The sequence below is a fragment of the Dactylosporangium sp. NPDC049140 genome (assembly GCF_040648435.1).
In genome coordinates this window covers 14,401-34,190 of record NZ_JBEZDS010000076.1, presented here as the reverse complement: position 1 = coordinate 34,190, position 19,790 = coordinate 14,401, and the positions used below count along the sequence as shown (strand labels likewise).

20 protein-coding genes and 2 pseudogenes are annotated in these 19,790 nt (G+C 71.1%); 15 read left to right on the top strand and 7 right to left on the bottom strand.

From position 1 onward, the window contains the following. The coding region (locus tag AB0B76_RS54885) for an integrase core domain-containing protein (RefSeq protein WP_360393143.1) at window positions 1-802 on the top strand (802 nt) is incomplete at its 5' end. Window positions 803-1,130: 328 nt separating this feature from the next. Here AB0B76_RS54885 and AB0B76_RS54880 read toward each other — a convergent pair. Continuing rightward, window positions 1,131-1,748: a PadR family transcriptional regulator gene (locus AB0B76_RS54880; protein ID WP_360393140.1), complete on the bottom strand. Its 618-nt coding sequence runs from the start codon at window positions 1,746-1,748 to the stop codon at window positions 1,131-1,133. 83 nt (window positions 1,749-1,831) lie between these two features. Between AB0B76_RS54880 and AB0B76_RS54875 the strand changes: the two genes are divergently transcribed. Both AB0B76_RS54875 and AB0B76_RS54870 read left to right on the top strand, forming a co-directional pair. Next, on the top strand, window positions 1,832-2,623 hold the full coding sequence (locus AB0B76_RS54875) for an alpha/beta hydrolase (protein WP_360393137.1): 792 nt from the start codon (window positions 1,832-1,834) through the stop codon (window positions 2,621-2,623). Next, on the top strand, window positions 2,608-3,399 hold the full coding sequence (locus AB0B76_RS54870) for a PIG-L family deacetylase (protein ID WP_360393134.1): 792 nt from the start codon (window positions 2,608-2,610) through the stop codon (window positions 3,397-3,399). Before AB0B76_RS54875 ends, AB0B76_RS54870 begins: the two co-directional genes overlap by 16 nt. On the opposite strand, the gene AB0B76_RS54865 is transcribed toward AB0B76_RS54870, so the two are convergent. Continuing rightward, on the bottom strand, window positions 3,326-3,838 hold the full coding sequence (locus AB0B76_RS54865; RefSeq protein ID WP_360393131.1) for a tyrosine-type recombinase/integrase: 513 nt from the start codon (window positions 3,836-3,838) through the stop codon (window positions 3,326-3,328). The genes AB0B76_RS54870 and AB0B76_RS54865 overlap by 74 nt on opposite strands. 113 nt (window positions 3,839-3,951) lie before the next feature. Here AB0B76_RS54865 and AB0B76_RS54860 point away from each other — a divergent pair. Beyond that, a pseudogene (locus AB0B76_RS54860) lies at window positions 3,952-4,590 on the top strand (IS6 family transposase). 58 nt (window positions 4,591-4,648) lie between these two features. Here AB0B76_RS54860 and AB0B76_RS54855 read toward each other — a convergent pair. The 5 genes from AB0B76_RS54855 to AB0B76_RS54835 form a co-directional block, all read right to left on the bottom strand. Beyond that, window positions 4,649-5,176 carry a DUF4383 domain-containing protein gene (locus AB0B76_RS54855; protein WP_360393128.1) on the bottom strand — a complete coding sequence of 176 codons (528 nt, stop codon included), beginning with the start codon at window positions 5,174-5,176 and terminating at the stop codon, window positions 4,649-4,651. Between the two features lie 264 nt (window positions 5,177-5,440). Then, window positions 5,441-7,279, bottom strand: coding sequence for a phosphoenolpyruvate carboxykinase (GTP) (locus tag AB0B76_RS54850; protein WP_360393125.1), 1,839 nt, complete (start codon window positions 7,277-7,279; stop codon window positions 5,441-5,443). Between the two features lie 71 nt (window positions 7,280-7,350). Then, window positions 7,351-7,674, bottom strand: a complete 324-nt coding sequence (locus AB0B76_RS54845; RefSeq protein WP_360393122.1) for a hypothetical protein — start codon at window positions 7,672-7,674, stop codon at window positions 7,351-7,353. Continuing rightward, window positions 7,629-8,105 (bottom strand): ArsR family transcriptional regulator, encoded by a 477-nt coding sequence (locus AB0B76_RS54840; protein WP_360393119.1) that lies wholly within the window; start codon window positions 8,103-8,105, stop codon window positions 7,629-7,631. Before AB0B76_RS54840 ends, AB0B76_RS54845 begins: the two co-directional genes overlap by 46 nt. 325 nt (window positions 8,106-8,430) lie before the next feature. After that, entirely contained in the window at window positions 8,431-8,829 is a 399-nt protein-coding gene (locus tag AB0B76_RS54835) for a VOC family protein (RefSeq protein WP_360393116.1), read from the bottom strand. Between the two features lie 130 nt (window positions 8,830-8,959). Between AB0B76_RS54835 and AB0B76_RS54830 the strand changes: the two genes are divergently transcribed. The 11 genes and pseudogenes from AB0B76_RS54830 (at window position 8,960) to AB0B76_RS54780 (ending at window position 19,785) form a co-directional block, all read left to right on the top strand. Beyond that, entirely contained in the window at window positions 8,960-9,316 is a 357-nt protein-coding gene (locus AB0B76_RS54830) for a metalloregulator ArsR/SmtB family transcription factor (protein WP_360393113.1), read from the top strand. A gap of 101 nt (window positions 9,317-9,417) precedes the next feature. Continuing rightward, window positions 9,418-9,924 carry a hypothetical protein gene (locus tag AB0B76_RS54825; protein WP_360393110.1) on the top strand — a complete coding sequence of 169 codons (507 nt, stop codon included), beginning with the start codon at window positions 9,418-9,420 and terminating at the stop codon, window positions 9,922-9,924. Next, entirely contained in the window at window positions 9,921-11,942 is a 2,022-nt protein-coding gene (locus AB0B76_RS54820) for a proton-conducting transporter membrane subunit (RefSeq protein WP_360393108.1), read from the top strand. Before AB0B76_RS54825 ends, AB0B76_RS54820 begins: the two co-directional genes overlap by 4 nt. After that, on the top strand, window positions 11,939-12,895 hold the full coding sequence (locus tag AB0B76_RS54815; RefSeq protein ID WP_360393105.1) for an NADH-quinone oxidoreductase subunit H: 957 nt from the start codon (window positions 11,939-11,941) through the stop codon (window positions 12,893-12,895). The genes AB0B76_RS54820 and AB0B76_RS54815 overlap by 4 nt, the downstream gene beginning before the upstream one ends. Before the next feature lie 49 nt (window positions 12,896-12,944). Next, complete coding sequence (locus tag AB0B76_RS54810) at window positions 12,945-13,607, top strand: hypothetical protein (RefSeq protein ID WP_360393102.1); 663 nt, start codon at window positions 12,945-12,947, stop codon at window positions 13,605-13,607. Beyond that, window positions 13,607-15,094: a proton-conducting transporter membrane subunit gene (locus AB0B76_RS54805; protein ID WP_360393099.1), complete on the top strand. Its 1,488-nt coding sequence runs from the start codon at window positions 13,607-13,609 to the stop codon at window positions 15,092-15,094. The genes AB0B76_RS54810 and AB0B76_RS54805 overlap by 1 nt, the downstream gene beginning before the upstream one ends. Next, window positions 15,091-16,677: an NADH-quinone oxidoreductase subunit C gene (locus tag AB0B76_RS54800; RefSeq protein WP_360393096.1), complete on the top strand. Its 1,587-nt coding sequence runs from the start codon at window positions 15,091-15,093 to the stop codon at window positions 16,675-16,677. Before AB0B76_RS54805 ends, AB0B76_RS54800 begins: the two co-directional genes overlap by 4 nt. Window positions 16,678-16,814: 137 nt before the next feature. Next, window positions 16,815-17,174, top strand: coding sequence for a metalloregulator ArsR/SmtB family transcription factor (locus tag AB0B76_RS54795; protein WP_360393093.1), 360 nt, complete (start codon window positions 16,815-16,817; stop codon window positions 17,172-17,174). Continuing rightward, window positions 17,171-17,521: a hypothetical protein gene (locus AB0B76_RS54790; protein ID WP_360393090.1), complete on the top strand. Its 351-nt coding sequence runs from the start codon at window positions 17,171-17,173 to the stop codon at window positions 17,519-17,521. The genes AB0B76_RS54795 and AB0B76_RS54790 overlap by 4 nt, the downstream gene beginning before the upstream one ends. Continuing rightward, window positions 17,518-17,970 (top strand): hypothetical protein, encoded by a 453-nt coding sequence (locus AB0B76_RS54785; protein ID WP_360393087.1) that lies wholly within the window; start codon window positions 17,518-17,520, stop codon window positions 17,968-17,970. Before AB0B76_RS54790 ends, AB0B76_RS54785 begins: the two co-directional genes overlap by 4 nt. Further along, window positions 17,963-19,785 (top strand): annotated as a pseudogene (locus AB0B76_RS54780) (phosphoenolpyruvate carboxykinase (GTP)). The gene AB0B76_RS54785 and the pseudogene AB0B76_RS54780 overlap by 8 nt, the downstream one beginning before the upstream one ends. The last annotated feature ends 5 nt before the right edge of the window (window positions 19,786-19,790 follow it).

The window sequence follows — 19,790 nt, the reverse complement described above, 5'->3', positions numbered from 1 at the left end:
CTCCCGGCCCAAACGGGCTGGGCGGCCGCCCACCGTCCGGTCGGTCCGCCGGCTGGTGCTGCGGCTGGCCCGCGAGAACAGCACGTGGGGGTACCGCAGGATCCACGGCGAACTGCTCGTGCTGGGCGTCGAGGTCGCCGCCTCGACCGTCTGGGAGATGCTCAAGGACGCCGGTGTCGACCCGGCACCCCAGCGGACCAGCGATACCTGGGCGACGTTCCTGCGCTCCCAAGCCCAGGCCATCCTCGCCGCTGACTGCTTCGACACGACGACGTTGACCGGCGCCCGCGTCTACGTCCTGGCGGTCATTGCGCACGCGACCAGTCGGGTGCGCGTCCTCGGTGCCACCGCTCACCCGACGGCGGCGTGGGTGACCCAAGCGGCCCGTAACCTGGTCATGGATCTCGACGACGCCGGATGCTCAGTGAAGTACCTCATCCGTGATCGTGACGGGAAGTACCCGGCCCTGTTCGACGCGATCCTCGCCGACGCCGGTACCACAGTCGTGCTCAGCGCGGTGCGGATGCCCCGCATGAACTCGATCATGGAACGGTGGATCCAAGCCTGCCGCCACGAACTGCTCGACCGTACGTTGATCTGGAACCAGGCGCATCTGCTGCACGCCTGGCAAGAGTACGAACGGCACCACAACCGGCACCGCCCTCACCGGGGCATCGGCAACGCCCGACCGCTGCAACCGCTGCCCGAACCGATCGCCGATCCCGCCACGCTCACCCAGCTGCACGTCCGTCGACACGATCGGCTCAGCGGCCTCCTGCACGAGTATGAAAATGCGACCTGAACAGCGCGGATGATGTTATCGGCACCCGCAGGGTCGTAGCGAGACAGTGTCGACGGTATCCGAGATCAGCATTGGCTGATCTCCAGGGGCATGCGAGCGATGCGGTGAACAAGGAGCTTGTACCTCTGCTCAGAGGATCAAGGACGCGCTCATGGCCTCGGATCGTTGCTGCCGCCGCCGACCGGGGCTCGCGCAAAACCGCACGTCACGATGCCTGAACCGACTCTACGAGCGTGCGAGTTGAGGCTGGCCGTAGTTGTAGCACGGCCGGGCCGCGATCGTCCGAGTCGACATTGCGCCCGCCGCGATCGGTGCCCCATGTAGCCGATCACGGCCGCTTGGCCGCGGCGAGTTCGTCGAGCGCGCGGATCGGGCTCCAGTCGCCGGGATCGGCGGTGCCGTCCCACTGCACGATCTGCTTGCGCGCCCAGCGCGCCCAGCGCAGCACCGCCGCCTCCTGCTCGTATTGCAGCCGCAGCCCGATGGCGCTCAGGTGCGCCCGCTGCGGGAACGGCACCGGGCGCGTCGCGGCCATCTCCGCCAGCGCCGCGATACGCCCGGCCGCCTCTGCCTCGATCTGCTCGATCGTGGCGAGCAGCTGCTCGGGCGTCCCCGCGTCGGCGAAGAACACCTTCACCATGCCCTCGAACTCGATGCTGCGCGGCTCGGGCGGCTCGCTCAGCCAGTCCCGCAGGGCTGCCCGCCCCTGCTCGGTGATGCGGTAGACGGTCCGGCCCCGCCGGCCCGTCAGCTCCCGGACGGAGGTCGCCAGTCCCTGCTCGACCAGCCGCTTCGGCTCGTCGTACAGCTTGCGCTCCGCGCGCGGCCAGAACCAGTTGAGGCTGCGCTTGACCTGCTTGGCCAGCTCATAGGTGGTCCAGTCGCGCACCGCGAGCAGTCCGAGCAGCGCGTACGAGGTCGTCGTCCTGGCTCCGGTCACCGTCATGACAGTTACGTTGACATACTGCCCAGGGCAGCGTCTACTCGAGCCAGGGATACTGCACAGGGCAGTATTCGAGAGGAGTCACGATGACCGTCACTACCCCGGCCCCCATCGCCTGCGACGACCTCGGCACCGGTGACCCGGCGCTGCTGTTCCTGCCCGGCTGGTGCGGCGACCGCACCGTGTTCGACCCGCTGCTGCCGCTCACAGCCAGGCACCGCCGGGCGATCGCCATGGACCTGCGCGACCACGGCGGGTCCGGGCGCACGGAGGCGGACTTCGGCACCGCCGAGGTCGTCCAGGACGCAATCGACCTGCTCGGGCAGGCCGGCGTCGAGCGGGTCGTACCCGTCGGGCTGTCCCACGCCGGCTGGGCGGCGATCGAGCTGCGCCGCCGCCTCGGCGCGCAGCGGGTGCCCGGCATCGTCCTGCTCGACTGGATGGTGCTCGGCCCGCCGCCGGGCTTCCTCGACGCGCTCGCGGGCCTGCAGCGGCCGGAGGCGTGGCAGGAGGTCCGCTCCGAGCTGTTCGCCATGTGGACCAGCGGCATCGACGTCGATGCTCTGCATCACTACGTCGAGGGCATGGCCGGGTACGGCTTCCGGCACTGGCGCCGGGCCGGCCGGGAGATCGCCGCCGCGTTCGCCGCGCAGGGCACGCCCCTGGCCGCGCTGGAGCGGCTCGACACGCCCTGCCCGACGCTGCATCTGTACGCGCAGCCGGGCGACGATGCCGTGCTGGCCGCGCAGCGCGGGTACGCCGCCGACCACCCCTGGTTCCGGGTGCACTGCCTCAAGGCCCGTAGCCACTTCCCGATGTTCGAGGTCCCGCAGGAGCTTGCCGCGGCCGTCGAGGAGTTCTTGTGCACCCTGGGATAACCGACGAGGGCGAGCCGCCGCGGCTGATGGTCGTGGTGGCCCACCCGGACGACGAGACCTTCGGCTGCGGATCACTGCTGCTGCACGCGGCGGCCGCCGGCGCGACCGCCGCGGTGTGCTGCGCCACGCGCGGCGAGGCCGGCGAGCCGGCACCCGGCAGCGGCGTCACCATGGCGCAGCTGCCGGCCGTCCGGGAGCGAGAGTTGCGCACCGCGGCCGCCCTGCTGGGCGTGTCGCGGGTGGACCTGCTGGGTTTCGCCGACTCCGGCCTGGCCGGCACCGCCGGGCCCCGCACCCTGGCCGGTGCGCCGCTCGGCGAGGTCGCCGAACGGGTCCGCGAGCACATCGAGGACTTCCGCCCGCACGTGCTCGTCACCCTCGACGCCAGCGACGGGCACCGCGACCACGCCCGCATCCGCGACGCCACGCTAGCCGCCGCCGGTTCGGCCGGATGGCGGGTGGGCAAGATCTACCTCCACTGCCTGCCACAGGCGCTGATGCGGCGCTGGCTCGAGCACGTCGCGCGGGAGAACCCCGCCTCGCCGTACGTCGAGGCCGACGTGCCCGGCACCCCGGAGGAGTTCATCACCACCGTCGTGGACACCCGGGCGCACTTGGCCGCGCGGGAGCGGGCAATCGCCGCACACGCCTCACAGGTCTCCCCGTATGAGGGACTGCCCGCCGACCTGCGCCACGCCTTCCTCACCGCCGAGCACCTCCGCCGGGTGGAACCGGCGTGGACAGGCGGCGACCGGGAACGGGACGTGCTGACCTAGCTCTGCGCCAAGAATTCATTAGATTTGAGGGTCTGATCGGGTATCCACTTCTCGGCATGGTCGCGAACCGCAGGGTCAGGTTCCGGACGCCATGTAGGCGACGAGGATGTAGTTGGGGATGGCGGTCGAGGTTGTTGCGGGCCCGGTCGTAGCGCATCGTTGTGCGCGGGTCGGCGTGGCGGGCGGCGATCTGGACGTCGCGGAGGCTGACGCCGGCATCAAGCATGGTCGTGACGAACGTATGGCGGAGCATGTGCGGGTGCATCCGAGGCATCCGTACGCCGGCGGCTATGGCCGGGTGCCTGAGCCGCCGTGAGGCAGCGTGACGGTCCATCCGCCCGCCAAGCACGTTGCGCAGGATCGGTCCGTCGACCCTGTCGCCGACGGCGCGTTCGATCGCTCGGGCTACCGCGGGTGGGAGCGGGAGGGTCCGTTGCATTGAGCGTTGCCCTAGTCAGGCAGGCTTGAACGGTGAAGCTCCCGACCAGTCGGCGTCCATCCTTCCCACCGCGGTCGGCGTTCGCCGGGTTCCGGTTCTCGCCCGACGTCATCATGGTCGCCGTCCGGCTCTACCTGCGCTACAACCGCTCCTACCGCGACGTCGAAGAACTCCTCCTCGAACGTGGCGTCGAGACCGACCAGGTCACGATCTTCCGGTGGGTGCAGCGGTTCACGCCGCTGCTGGCCGACGCGGCCCGGTTCTGCCGGCATGCACCTGGCGACAGATGGTATGTCGATGAAACGTACGTCAAGGTCAATGGTGTCTGACGCTACGTGTACCGCGCCGTGGACCAGGACGGGCAGGTCATCGACGTGCTCGTCTCCGCCCGCCGCGACGCCGCGGCGGCACGGCGGTTCTTCCGCCGGGCATTGGCCATGTTGAAGGTGCGACCCACCGAGGTCGTCACTGACGCGGCGCCGGTGTACCCGGCCGTCCTCGATGAGCTGGTGCCGTGGGCCCGGCATCACGTCGAACGCCATGCCAACAACCGGGTAGAAGCCGACCACAGCCAGCTCAAGCAGTGGCTCAGACCGATGCGCGGGCTACAGACCGACCGGACCGCGCAGACGATCATCGCCGGACACGCCTTGATCCAGAACCTCCGCCGCGGCCACTACGAACTCGGCATCGACGCCCTGCGCGGACTCCGCGTCGCCGCGGCGTTCACCGAACTCGCCGCTGCCATCTGAAGACCGGGCCGGCACTCGCTTCAACGCGCCCTCCGATCGGCAGATGCAACAGCGCCCGTCAGACCGTCGGGGTGTCAGCCGTGTGCGGGCCATGGCGGAAGTCCTCCTCGGCCGCAGCAGCGGCCGCGGTGCCCACCCGGTCGTAGAGACTGGCTGTGCCAGTGATGCCGGCCAGGATGAACGTGACGATCACGTTGACCATCGAGAACGCCAGGATGTTCGCTTCGGTCTGCAGCACCGCCAACGCCGCCAGTCCGACGGTCGTCAGGGCAATGCCGGCGAGCTGGTTGACGAGGTGCGCGAGGTTGCGCCCGACGAGGTTCGCGCCGAGCACCACGATACCGGCGACCAGCGACAGCAGCGAGAACGCCGGGTTGGACCGTAGGCCGAGCACCCACTCGGCCTCGTCCCGGGTGAAGAACGGCACGCCGGAGGTCTGAACGAAGCCGACCACACCGAAGACCAGCATGTAGAGGCCCGCCACCCCGGACAGCAGCCGGTAGAGAGGCCGGAGGCGGTGGTTGATCGGAAAGTGTGCGGCCATAGTCCTGATCTCCATTTTCTCGTGGATGGAGGTTCTGCGCATGCCCTGGTTCTCCGGCTGCGCGGATCCTCTGACAATCGCGGCAGCTCATCACCGGCGTCGCCTTCCACCGCAGCGACAGCGTGAGCTGGCATAGCTGTGCACGCGGTCGGCAAATGATCGCCTGCACGGTCACTGCCTGTTTTCACGGTGGGTTGAAGCGTGCGACGGTGGCGTTGCTGGCTTCAGTGTGGCGACGTGGCCCACCGGACGAGAGATGGAGCCGGCGGGCCACGTCGGTCTATGGGGGTTATCGATATCTGAGGGTTACCGGATGAGGAGACGGGTTTTGAGGGCGTTGAGTTCGGTCCAGAGTTGGGCGGGGAGTCTGTCGCCGAAGGTGGTGAACCATCCGGCGATCTGGGGGATCTCGGCGGTCCATTCGTGGACGTGGACAGCGAATGCGGCTTCGAGGTCGGTGCGGGGGATGTTGAGGCCGCGGGCGTCGATCGCGGTCGGGGTGGGGATGTACCCGATGGGGGTGTCGAGGGCGGTAGCGGTGCCGTCGAGCCGTTCGGTGATCCATTTGAGGATGCGGGTGTTCTCGCCGTAGCCGGGCCAGAGGTAGCGGCCGTCGGCGCCGCGGCGGAACCAGTTGACCTGGAAGATGGCCGGGAGGTTGGCGGGGTCGCCGGGGCTGTGTTTGCCGATCTCGGTCCAGTGCCGGAGGTAGTCGGCGGCGTGGTAGCCGATGAAGGGCAGCATGGCCATCGGGTCGCGGCGCACGACGCCGACCTGACCGACCGCCGCGGCGGTGGTCTCCGAGGACAGGGTGGCGCCGATGAACACGCCGTGGTTCCAGTCGCGGGCCTGCGTGACGAGGGGGATGGTGGTGTTGCGGCGTCCGCCGAACAGGATCGCGGAGATGGGGACGCCGCGGGGGTCGTCGTATTCGGGGGCGAGGATGGGGCATTGCTTGATCGGGGTGCAGAAGCGGCTGTTGGGGTGCGCGGCGGGGGTGGGTGTCTGCGGGGTCCAGTCGTTGCCGTGCCAGTCGGTCAGGTGCGCCGGCGGGGTGCCCATGCCTTCCCACCACACGTCGCCGTCGTCGGTGAGCGCAACGTTGGTGAAGATGGAGTTGCCGCGGGCCAGGGTGCGCATGGCGTTGGGGTTGGTGCTCCAGTCGGTGCCGGGTGCGACGCCGAAGAACCCGTATTCGGGGTTGATGGCGTAGAGGCGGCCGTCGTCACCGAAGCGCAGCCAGGCGATGTCGTCGCCGAGGGTCTCGACCTTCCACCCGGGGACGGTGGGCTCCAGCATGGCCAGGTTCGTCTTGCCGCAGGCCGACGGGAACGCCGCCGCGAGGTAGTGGACCCGGCCCTGCGGGTTGGTGAGTTTGAGGATGAGCATGTGTTCGGCGAGCCAGCCCTCGTCCCGGGCCATCACGGAGGCGATCCGCAGCGAATAGCATTCCTTGCCCAGCAGGGCGTTGCCGCCGTATCCGGAGCCGTAGGACCAGATCTCGCGGGTGTCGGGGAAGTGGGCGATGTACTTGGTGTCGTTGCAAGGCCACGGCACGTCGGTCTGGCCGGGTTTGAGCGGTGCGCCGACGGAGTGCAGGCACGGCACGAAGTCGGCGTCCTCGCCCATCACATCCATCAGGTCGAGCACCGGCCAGCCCATCCGGGTCATGATCCGCATGCTCGCCGCGACGTAGGCGCTGTCGGTGAGCTGCACGCCGAACTTGGGGTCTTCGGCGTCCAGCGGGCCCATGCAGAACGGGATGACATACATGGTGCGCCCGGCCATGCAGCCCTCGTACAGCTCCGTCAGCATTCCCTTCATCGCGGCGGGCGCGATCCAGTTGTTGGTGGGTCCGGCGTTTGCCTCGTCGACCGAGCAGATGAAGGTCCGCTCCTCGACCCGGGCCACGTCGGCGGGGTCGGTGCGGGCCCAGAACGAATTGGGTTTGATCGCCGGGTTCAGCGCGACCAGGGTGCCGGCGTCGACGAGTTCGCCGGTCAGTCGCTGCCACTCCTGGTCGGAGCCGTCGCACCACACCACCCGGGCGGGGGTGGTCAGCTCGGCGACCTCGCGGACCCAGGCCAGCAGCCGCCGGTGGCTGGTCGGTGCGATCGGCGGCGGCGTCTGTGCCGTGTCACTCATGGTCGGTGCCTTTCCCGGTGTGGACGTTCCTGCAGCGGTGCGATGCGGGTGGCCGGTCCTCGTCGTGCGGGCTACGGCGTGGTCGGGTCGCGGCCGTCGCGGCGTGGCGGTGTCCGGCTGGCCGAGAGCAGGTACAGCCGATCGGCCGTGGCCCGCAGCAGGGCGATCAGGTCGCCGCGTTCCCCGGCGCGGTAGAGGCGGACGGCGGACTTGACGGCGGCGACGAGGATCGGGCCGTGCTCACCCCACAAGGGGGCGTACTGCATGACCCGGGTCGTCACGCCGCCCAACTGGGTGTTGACGGTGCTGTCGAGCCGATCGTCGAGCAGGGCGGGCAGCAGGCCGAGGGTCAGTGTGAGGTAGGCGTCCCACGCCGCACGCTGCGCCGGTGCCACCGTGTTGGTCGACCTCCCCGGACCGATGGTGCGCTGCGTGGATCGTGGGCAGGCGCCACCGGCGGCGCGGGCTCGCTGCCCGTGCGGCGCAGCTGCGCCCGGGCGCGGGCCTGGCTCGTTGCGCGAGCGCCCCGGCGTGCCGGTCGGCGGCGGCCCGGGTCGTCGCGCACGGCGTCCAACCGCTCGGCCCTGCCGGCGAGGACCTGGGCGAGCACACCCAGCGTGGTGTTGATCAGGTCTGCCACGTCCGGTCCGGCGAGGGTGTAGCGGACGGCACCACCCTCGCAGGTCGAGGTCACGATGCCCGCGCGGCGCAGCACCGCGAGTTGCTGCGGCAGGCTGGATGCCTGGACACCGACCTCGGCGCGGAGGCCCGGCACCGCGAGGGGCCCGTCGCCGAGCAGTTCCAGCACCCGAATGCGGATTCGCACGTGACGTACCAGCGTGCGGAGGAACTCCGCCTTGGTCCGGTTCGGCGGGACCGACACGTGCCCTCCAACCATCCGGAGCAGTTACCTGCAATTGAAGACCTCTGCAATTGACCATGTCATCCGCGCCCGGGCGGTTGTGACCCACGCCACAGCAGTGGCAGTGCGGGTTGACCGGGCGATCGCCGCCTGCCACGCCGCGTCGGGTGCCGCCGTCAGATGGTCGCCGTTGACGGCCCGGGCCGCCGGGTCGCCGGCACGGTGAGGCGGTGAGCTGTTGGCCCGGCTGCCGGCAGCCGCCGTTGCGTGACGGCTGACAGGCGCCGGTTCAGCTCGGTTGGTCGGGTCCCACCGGACGGTGCGGGTCGGGCGCGTCCGGCCACCGCGCGTCCGGGTCGTCGTGCATGACCCCGATGAGGTTTCCTTCGGTGTCGGCGAGGCAGACCAGCCAGCCCGCGCCGGTGAGCGGCATGCGGGCGAGCAGGACCTCCCCGCCGGCGGCGATGGCGGTGCGGGTGGTGGCGTCGAGGTCTTCGACGTGGACGGTGGGGATGGCGATCCCGTCGTGCTCGGCTGCGGCGCCCAGCCGCGGGTCGTCGCCGGGGGTGATGACCCAGCAGCGCCGGTCGTCGTCGGTGAGCAGCGCCCATCCGAAGACCGTGGTGTAGAACGTCGCGGCGCGTTGCGGGTCCTTGGCGTAGATCCGCAGGAGTACTGATCGGCCCACGACGACCTCCGCCGTTGTCCCAAGATCGGACTGCGCGGCCGGTGCCCCCGCCGCGGACACGACCTGAGCAGTTGTTAAAGTTTGCAACTGATGGACACTGTGATGGTACGCCGGGCAAGGGGGTAGGTGGATGAGTCGGCCGCTGTACCAGGCGAAGGCGGAGTTCTTCAAGACGCTCGGGCACCCGGCTCGCATCCGGGTGCTGGAGTTGCTGTCCCAGCGCGATTACGCGGTTGGGGAGATGCTGCCCGAGGTGGGCATCGAGGCGAGCAGCCTGTCGCAGCAGTTGGCGGTGCTGCGCCGGGCGGGTCTGGTCACCTTCCGCAAGGACGGCTCCACGGTCTACTACTCGCTGACCAGCCCGCAGGTCGCCGAACTGCTGGCGGTGGCGCGGCGCATCCTCACCGAGGTGCTCGCCGGGCAGGCCGAGCTGCTCGCTGACCTGCAAGCGGCAGCCTCGGCGCCGGGTTCCGCACCGCCGCCGTAGTCCGTCCACGGTGCGGCCGGCGCGCGGTCACCCTGCCTTCCCCCGTGTCGGGTGACCGCGCCCCGGTCAGTGTGTATCCGGAAATCCTGCTGGCTCGATCCGTGGAGTATGACACCGTGGCCGTGTTCGACCTGTTCCGAAAGATCCGCCGGACCGGGCGGGTGGCCGAGCCCGTCCCGCCACGCCCGGGCGGGCTGTCCTGCCCGAAGGCCGCCGCACTGCACGGATCGGTGCAGCTGCGGCACGTGGACGCCGGGTCGTGCAACGGCTGCGAGATCGAGATCGGGTCGGTGTTCGGCCCGGTGTATGACGCCGAGCGCTACGGTGCCCGCCTCGTCGCCTCGCCGCGGCACGCCGATGCGCTGCTGGTGACCGGGCCGGTGACCCGCAACATGGCGGTGCCGTTGCGGCGCACGTTCGAGGCGGTGTCCGAGCCGCGGATCGTGGTGGCGGTCGGCGACTGTGCGATCGACGCCGGCGAGTTCGCCGGCGGGTACGGGGTGCACGGCCCGGTCGGGGACGTGGTCCCGGTCGATGCGCAGGTACCGGGGTGCCCGCCCGAGCCGGAGGCGATCGTCGCCGCGCTGCGCGGGTTGACCGGCCGGTGAACGTGATCGGGTGGGCCCTGGCCGGGGTGTGCGGGCTGGCCGGGCTCGGGGTCCTCGCCGCGGTCGTGTCCCCGCGCCGGGCCCGTCCTGGGCTGGTCGGCGCCGCCACGGCGGGGGTCGGGGTCGCCGGCCTGCTCGCGGGCGTGGCCGCGCTGCGCGGCCTGACGTTCGAAGCCCGGCTGCCCGGCCTGCTCCCCCTCGCCGGAGTGCAGATCGCGCTCGACCCGTTGGGCGGTTGGTTCGTCGCCGTGACTGGCGGGGTCATCGCCGTGGCTGCACTGTACGGGATCGGTTATGCGGGCTGCGGCCATGGCCCGAGCGGGCGTGGGGTGCAGGCGGCGCTGCCGGTGTTCGCCGCCGTGCTGCTGCTGGTGCCGGCGGCGGCGAGCGTGTCGACGTTCCTGGTGTTGTGGGAGCTGATGGCGGCCACGTCGCTGGTGCTGGTCCTGGCCGAGCACCGGGCCCGCCCGGCGGTGGCCGAGGCCGGCCGGTGGTACGCCGTGCTGACCCACCTGGGGTTCGTGGCGATCCTGCTCGGGCTGGTGTTCTACGCCGCCCACGCCGGCGGCGACGGGTTCGCCGACCTGCGCGCCGCCCATCTGTCCCCGACGCTGCGCGGTGTGGTGTTCGTGCTGGTGTTCGTGGGGTTCGGGTCGAAGGCGGGCCTGGTGCCGCTGCACGTGTGGCTACCGCGGGCGCACGCCGAAGCCCCTTCACCGACCTCCGCGATGCTGTCCGCGGCGATGGTCAACCTCGGCGTGTACGGGGTGATCCGGGTCGGGTTCGACCTGCTGAGCGGCGGCGCCCGCTGGTGGTGGCTGCTGGTCCTCGCGGTGGGCGCGGTCTCCGCGCTGTACGGCATCCTGCAGGCCGCCGTCGCGACCGACCTCAAACGCCTCCTCGCCTATTCGACGGTGGAGAACATGGGCCTGGTCTTCCTCGGCCTGGGCGCGGCCGGCATCTTCCGCGCCGCCGGCGCGGCCACCCTCGCAGCGCTGGCCGTGGCGGCGGCGCTGCTGCACGTGCTCAACCACGCCGGGTTCAAGGCGCTGCTGTTCACCGCCGCGGGCTCGGTGCTGCGCGCCACCGGCAGCCGCGACCTGGACGCGCTGGGCGGGCTGCGCTCTCGCATGCCCTTCACGACCGCCCTGTTCGCGGTCGGTGCACTCGGGGCGTCGGCACTGCCACCGGGCAACGGGTTCGTCTCCGAGTGGCTGCTGCTGCAGTCCCTGGTGCAAGCGCTGCCGGCCGGCGGGGTGGTGACCGCGGTCGCGATGCCCCTTGCCGTAGCCGTGGTGGCGCTGACCGCGGGGCTGGCGGTCGCCACGTTCGTGAAGGCGCTGGGCGTGGGGTTCTTCGCCCGCCCCCGCAGCGACCCGGCGGCCGCGGCGACCGAGTCGCCGCCGGTCATGCTCGCCGCGATGGGGGTCCTCGGCGCAGCCTGCATCGGCGTGGCCCTGGCCCCGGCCGCGCTGGGGCCGGAGCTGTCCCGAGCGGTCGGCGCGGCCATCCACGCCCCCGCCGCGGCGATGAGCGGTGGAGTGAGCCTGCAGCTGGCCGGGATCGCCAGCACCATGTCCCCGCTGCTGATCGCGCTCACCCTGACGGTCGCCGTGGCCGCCACGGCCGTCCTCGTGCGGCTGGCTACGGCACGGGTCAGCCGGCGCCGGGCGGCGGCGTTGTGGGACTGCGGCGCCGGCCCACCCACGGCACGGATGCAATACACCGCCACCGCGTTCGCCGAACCGTTGCAGCGGGTCTTCGACGACGTCCTTGCCCCGCAGACCGACGTCGACATCACCCCGCACGCCGAATCCGCGTACGTGCTCACCCGGGTCGCCTACCAGACGCGGGTCCCCGACCGGGTGGAACACGCCCTCTACACCCCGCTGCTCACGGCCGCCAGCCGGCTGGGCCGGTTGGGGCCGGTGCTGGCCAACGGCAGCGTGCACCGCTACCTCGGCTACGGGTTCTTCGGCGTCACCGGCCTGCTGCTGGTCCTGGCGGTGATCCGATGAGCGGCTCCGCCCCATTCGCCGCGCTGGCCGCTACCGCGGCGCAGGTCGTCGTCGTGGCGGCCGGGGCGCCGCTGCTGGTCGGGGTGATGCGCCAGGTCCGGGCCCGCCTCGAAGGCCGCGCCGGCGCCGGCGTCGCCCAGCCGTGGCGGGACCTGCGCAAGCTGCTGCGCCGCCAGCCGGCCACGCCGGCCGGGACCGGCTGGGCGTTCCGGCTGGCCCCACTGCTGCTGATGGGCACCACGCTGGTCCTGGCCGCGGTGGTCCCGCTGCTGAGCACCGCCCTGCCACTGGACCCGGCCGCCGACCTGTTCGCCGTCGTCGGGCTGCTCGCACTGGGCACCGTCGTCCTCGCCCTCGCCGCCCTCGACACCGGCACCGCGTTCGGCGGGATGGGCGCCAGCCGGGAGATCACCATCCTGGCGCTGGTCGAACCGACCATCCTCGTCGCGGTCCTCGCGCTGTCCGCCCGGGTCGGCTCCACCAACCTGGCCGCGATCGTCACCGCCACCCTGCACCACCCGCTGCAGGTCGTCTCCCCGGCCAGCCTCCTGGCCGCGGCCGCCCTCGCGATCGTGGTGGTGGCCGAGACCGGGCGGCTGCCGGTCGACAACCCGGCCACCCACCTGGAACTCACCATGATCCACGAGGCGATGGTGCTGGAGTACGCCGGCACCGACCTGGCGTTGATCGAATGGGCGTCCTCGATGCGCCTGACCGTCCTGCTCGGCCTGCTCGCCAGCCTCTTCGCGCCGTGGGGCATCGCTGGTGCCGGCCTCGCCGCGCTGCCCCTCGCCGGGCTGATCTTCCTGGTCAAGGTGGCGGTGTTGGGGGCCGGGCTCGGTGCGGTCGAGGTGTTCATCGCCAAGTTGCGCCTGTTCCGGGTGCCGGAGCTGCTCGCCGGCTCGTTCGTCCTCGCCCTGCTCGCCGTCGCCTCCTCCTTCTTCCTCGCCTGACAGCAACCCTCGCCTGAACGTACACACCTGAAAGGATGAGCAGCCTGACGTGAGCGACATCCGATATCCGCTGTTCCTGGACCTGGCCGCCGGGCTGTTCCTGCTCACCGCGATCGGCGTGCTGTGGCGCCAGCAGGTCTCCTCGATGATCCGGCTGTTCGGGCTGCAGGGCGCCGCGCTGGCGGCCATCGTCGCGATCCTCGGCATCCACCAGCACAGCCTGGAGTTGATCCTGGTCGCCGGAGGGCTGGGTGTGCTGCGGGCCGGGGTACTGCCCTGGCTCGCCCGGCGGGCACTGGGCGACTCGCCGGGTGAGGCTCGCGAGACCCGGCCGGTGGTCAACGTGGCCACATCGCTGCTGGCCGCCGGCGCGCTGACCCTCCTCGCGTACGCGGTCACCCGGCCCCTCGTCGCGCTGGCGCCCTCCCCGGCCACCGCGATCCTGCCCGCCGCGGTGGCCGTCGTGCTGATCGGGTTCTTCACCCTGGTCACCCGCCGCCGCGCGCTGTCCCAGTTGGTCGGGTTTCTGTTGCTGGACAACGGGATCACCGCCACCGCGTTCCTGGCCGCCGCCGGCGTGCCGCTGATCGTGGAGCTCGGCGTCTCCTTCGACCTGCTGCTGGTGGTCCTTGTGCTGCAGGTGCTGAGCACCCGGCTGCGCACCGCCTTCGGTAGCAGCGACCTGGACGAACTGCGGGAGTTGCACGACTGATGACCATCTTGCTGCTGCTCGCCCCGATCGGGTTACCGCTGACCGCCGCCCTCGTGTACGCCGCCGCGGGCTGGCGTGGCCGCACCACCGCCTGGGCGGGCGTCGCGACCACGGCGCTGTTGGCCCTCGACGCGGTGACCCTGGCCGCTACGGTCACGCACCGCGGCCCGGTGCACACCGCTGGCGGCCTGCTGCGCGCCGACGCCCTGTCCGCGTGGATGCTGCTCGGGGTCGCCGCGGTGGCCCTGCTGGCCTGCTGGGCGTCCCCGGCCTACCTCACCGCCGAGCACACCAGCACGAGCCGGGCCCGCTGGTACGGCATCCTGCTGCACCTGTTCATCGCGGCGATGGCCATCGCCGTGCTGGGCGGCAATCTCGGCATCCTCTGGGTCGCCATCGAAGCAACCACGATCGTCACCGCGTTTCTGGTCGGACACCACCGCAGCCGCACCGCGCTGGAGGCCGCCTGGAAATACGTCGTCATCTGCAGCGCCGCCATCGCCATCGCCTTCCTCGGCCTGGTCCTGCTCTACTACGCCGCCCGGCACACCGGCCTCGACAGCGAACAGGCCCTGGACTGGGCCACGCTGACCGGACACGCCCACAAACTGGACCCGGCGGTCACCCGCATCGCGATCGGCTTGGCCGTCATCGGGTTCGGCGCCAAGGCCGGCCTCATCCCACTGCACGCTTGGCTGCCCGACGCCCACTCCCAAGCCCCCGCCCCGGTCTCGGCCCTGATGTCCGGAGTCCTGCTCCCGGTCGCCCTCTATGCCGTCCTACGGGTCAAAGCCATCGCCGACCCCGCCCTCGGCACCGGCTACCTCCGCACCCTGTTGCTGATCATGGCGCTGGCCACGCTCGCCCTGGCCGCGGTGCTGCTGATCGGGCAACGCGACTACAAACGGATGCTGGCCTACTCCTCCATGGAACACATGGGCCTGATCGCCCTGGCCGCCGCCATCGGCACCCAACTCGCCGTCGCCGCGCTGCTGCTGCACATGGCCGGGCACGGCCTGGCCAAAACCGTCGCGTTCCTGGGCTCCGGGCACATCCTGCACCGCCACACCAGCAGCCAGATCGTCGACGTCCGCGCCCTGGCCGCCCGCATGCCGCTGCTCGCCGGGCTGTTCGGCCTCGCCGTCCTCGCCCTGCTCGGCTTCCCACCCGCCGCGCTGTTCGCCAGCGAACTGGGCATCGCCCGCGCCGGCGCCAGCGGCGGACTGATCTGGGCTACCGCCGCCGCGTTCGCCCTAGTGGTGGTCGCGTTCGCCGCCATCGCCGCCCACACCGGGCGGATGCTGCTTGGCCCCCCACCCGTCCCGGAGACGATCGCCGCGGAGGCGAGCGACCCACCGGCCGCGTTCACCCTCACCGGCGCAATGCCGCTGATCGCCGGACTCCTCGGGGTGGCCGCCCTCGGCATCACCCTGGGCCCCTTCGCCGACCTGCTGCACACCGCGGCCAGCATCGTGGCAGCATCATGACCGACAACACCGCGGCCACCAGCCCACCACCGCTGCCCAGCGGCCAACCCGTCGGCCACCACCGCGTCGCCATCCCCACCACCGCGGCCACCCTGGCCGACCACGCCGACGTCCTGCAACGCCGCGGCTTCCGGCTGGCTCTGGTCGCCGCGCACGACGACCACGGGCCGGACCGCGACACGCTGCGCGCTGTGTACCTCTACACCGCCGCCGACCCCGACCGGCGGGTGGAACTGCACCTGCCCATCGACCGCAGCGACCCGGCAGTGCCGACCCTGGCCGGGCTGTCGTTCCCCGCCGGCCGCTTCGAACGCGAAATGCACGACCTGTACGGCATCCAACCCCTCGACCACCCCCTGCCCCGCCGACTGGTCCGGCACCGGCACTGGCCCTCCGGCTGGTACCCGATGCGCCACGACGCCGGCCCGCCACCGCCATTCGGCGACACCGACGAGCCATTCCCGTTCCTCACCGTGCAAGGCCCCGGCGTGTATGAAATCCCGGTCGGACCGGTCCACGCTGGCCTGATCGAACCCGGCCACTTCCGGTTCTCCGTCGTCGGGGAAACCATCCTCAAACTCAAGGCCCGCCTCTGGTACGTCCACAAAGGCATCGAGCACCTCTTCCAGGACCGCACTGCCCACGGTGGCCTGCCGCTGGCGGAACGCATCTCCGGCGACACGGCCGTCGGCCACGCCCTGGCCTACTGCCTGGCACTCGAGGATGCCCTGCACGTCCAGGTCCCCGTCGAGGCGCGGCGGATCCGGGCCATCCTGCTGGAACTGGAACGCCTCTACAACCACATCAGTGACATCGGCGCCCTGTGCAACGACGTCGGCCACAGCATCCTCAACACCCACGCCCTGCGCATCAAAGAAGCCCTGCTGCGCCTCAACAAGGACACCACCGGGCACCGACTGCTCCGCGGCGGCATCCTGCCCGGCGGCGCCACCCTCCGCCAGGTCCCCGACCCGGCACACCTCGCCGCCATCGGCGCCGACATCCGCGACATCGTCCACCTCGCCCTCGACAACAGCCTGGTCGCCGAACGCTTCACCGGCACCGCGGTCCTCACCACCCAACAGGCCGGCGACCTCGGCACCCTCGGCTACGTCGCCCGCGCCAGCGGCCAGGACATCGACGCCCGCCGCGACCACCCCACCGGCATCCTCACCGACGACGGCATGCAACTCGGCGACCTGCTGACCGTCCCCACCCACACCGCCGGCGACGTCCTCGCCCGGTTTCAGCAACGCGCCACCGAAATCGACGCCTCCCTCGCCGTGCTCGACACCCTGATCCGCACCGTCACACCCGGCACCATCGATGGCCGGTCCACCGTCGATCCCACGCTCCCGGCCGGCCCCGGAGCGTCCGGCGTGGGCATCGTGGAGGGCTGGCGTGGCACCATCGTGCACCGCGTCGAAATCGGCCCCGACCAGCGCCTGACCCGGGTCAAGGTCGTCGACCCGTCGTTCTTCAACTGGCCCGCCCTCCCCGTCGCGCTCGCCGGCACCATCGTGCCCGACTTCCCCCTCGCCAACAAAAGCTTCAACCTCTCCTACGCCGGCAACGATCTCTAGGACCTCCAGCAATAGGGGCGGGCTGACGCGACCGCCGTGGGATGTTTCACACCGTGCAGCCTGCTGTAGTGCTGCGCAGTTGCAAAGGTGTTCAATTGGCCAGAACGTAGAAGGCGTCTTGGTAGGGGTGTGGACTGGTGCCGGTTCCGCTGTATCAGCGCAAGGCGGAGTTTTTCCGCACGCTCGGGCATCCGGTGCGGATCCGGGTCCTGGAACTGCTCGGGGACGGACCGCTCGCGGTGCGGGACCTGCTCGCCCAGGTGGATATCGAGGCGACGAGCATGTCCCAGCAGCTGGCGGTGCTGCGCCGGGCCGGGATCGTCAACAAACTGCCCGACGGCCGGTACGTCCTGGCCGGGCCGGATGTCGCGGATCTGATGCAGGCGGCCCGCTCGTTCCTGACCCGGCTGCTGGCCAGCCAGAGCGAGCTGCTCGACGCGCTGCGCGACGAAGCCGGCGCCGACGGAGCCGACGCGGCTGTGACGGTGCCCGCGTGAGCATCATCGCCGCCAGTCGCGGTGCCGCCGGCGCCGGCGGGAGTCGGCGTGCGGCGCTGCCGCCGGGCCGGGCAGATGTCGCGACGGTACGCCGGGCGCCGCGCCGTGACCCGATGGCCGGGCTGACGGTCGTGGTGGCGTTGCCTGTCCCCGACCGGCACACCGATGCGCTGGAGGCGTTGGCCGCGCCGGATCGGCTCCGCGGGCGGGGGCGCCTGTTCGCGCACACCGGCGAGGCGCACACCGCCGCCCGCCAGCGGCTGCACCATACGGGCGTCGTCGTGCCACCACCGCGGCGGCACGGACTTGTGGGTCGAACGGCCCGGATCACCCGGGGAAACCAGTGAACGGCACGACCGGACCGGCCGGGCGGCAGGCGGCGTGGGACGCCTACCGTGCCATCACCGTCGGGCTGTTGCCGGTCCTGTACGACGGCAGCGGCACCGACGGCTGGGCGCAGGTCAATCCGCGTCTGGGCGGGGTCGCGGTCCGCATCCACCGCTCCGCGCCGATGTGGGACCACGACGGGCCGATGCTCGTCGCCGCCGCCGGCAGCGCCGTCCGCCTCTACCAGCGCGGCGACCGGGCGGCGCTGATCGCGCTCGCGCTTTCGATGGCGCATCGGCTGTTCCGGCTCACCATCGCAACGCGCCGGGCGCAACACCCGGGCCGGCACAACCAGCACGCGGCTTGGAACCGACGCTCCGAGCTCGGCGCCAGGCGGCCGGGCACGCCGCGGCGCAACATGCGCCAGCACGGACAGCGCCACCACGAGAACGGTGTCGACGATGACTGACGCGGCAACGGTGCCCGGCTCGGCTCCCACCACCCACCCGCGTCTGGTCGCCTGGGTGGCCGAGGTGACCGCCTTGACCACACCCGGCTGGGTGCACTGGTGCGACGGCTCCGACGAGGAATGGCAGGCCTTCACCACACTGCTCGTCGAGGCGGGCACCCTCGTCGCCCTCAACGAGCAGCGGAAGCCGAACTCGTTCTGGGCCCGCACCGACCCCTCCGACGTGGCCCGGGTCGAGGAACAGACGTCCATCTGCTCGGCGGATGCGGCCGATGCGGGGCCGACCAACAACTGGAAGGCCCCGCCCGAAATGAAACGGCTCATGGCCGAGCTGTACCGGGGATCGATGGCCGGCCGCACCATGTATGTCATCCCGTTCTGCATGGGCCCGCTGGACGGGGAGGATCCCAAGTTCGGTGTCGAGATCACCGACAGTGCCTGTGTCGCCGCCAGCATGCGCATCATGACCCGGGTCGGGACCCCGGTGCTGGACGCGATGGGTCCCGACGCCGACTTCGTTCCCGCCCTGCATTCGCTCGGCGCGCCCTTGGCACCTGACCAAGACGATGTGTTGTGGCCGTGCAACGACACCAAGTACATCGCCCACTTCCCCGACACCCGCGAGATCTGGTCGTACGGCTCCGGCTACGGCGGCAACTCGCTGCTGGGCAAGAAGTGCTATTCGCTGCGGATCGCGTCGGTGATGGCCCGCGATGAGGGCTGGCTGGCGGAGCACATGCTCATCCTCAAACTCACCAACCCCGCTGGTGTCGTGCACTACGTCGCGGCCGCGTTCCCGTCCGCGTGCGGCAAAACCAACCTCGCCATGCTCGAGCCGAAAATCCCCGGCTGGAAGGTCGAAACGCTCGGCGATGACATCGCCTGGATGCGCTTCGGCGACGACGGCCGGCTGTACGCCACCAACCCCGAGTACGGGTTCTTCGGCGTCGCCCCGGGCACCGACTGGGCCACCAACCCCAACGCGATGCGCACCCTGGCCCGAGGCAACTCCATCTTCACCAACGTCGCGCTCACCGACGACGGCGACGTGTGGTGGGAAGGCATGGGTGAACCGCCAGCCCATCTCACCGACTGGCACGGCCGGGACTGGACCCCGAATCCAGCACCCCGTCCAGTCACCCGAACTCGCGGTTCTGCACCCCGATCAAGCAATGCCCGATCCTGGCCCCCGAATACGACGACCCCCGCGGGGTACCCATCTCGGCGATCCTGTTCGGCGGACGCCGCAAGACCACCATCCCCCTCGTGGCGCAGGCCCCGGACTGGAACCACGGCGTGTTCATGGGCGCCACCCTGTCCTCGGAGACCACCGCCGCGGCGGTCGGTCAGGTCGGCGTCGTGCGCCGCGACCCGATGGCCATGCTGCCGTTCATCGGCTACCACGCCGGCGACTACCTGCGGCACTGGACCGAGACCGGCAAACACTCCACCACCCCGGCCCGGCTGCCACAGATCTTCCAGGTGAACTGGTTCCGCCGCGGCGCGGACGGCAGATTCCTGTGGCCCGGCTACAGCGAGAACTCCCGCGTCCTCAAATGGATCATCGAACGCCTCGACGGCACCGCCGACGCCCTGGACACCCCGATCGGCCTCGTGCCCCACCCGGCGACGATCGACACCAACGGCCTGAACATCATGGCCGACGACCTGGCCGCCGCACTGCGCATCGACGTCGAGGAATGGCAGCACGAGATCCAGCAGATCGCCGAATGGTTCACCCACCTCGGCGACAAACTCCCGATCGCCCTGTGGTCCGAATTCGCCACCCTGCACCACCGGCTGACCATCCGATAACACCA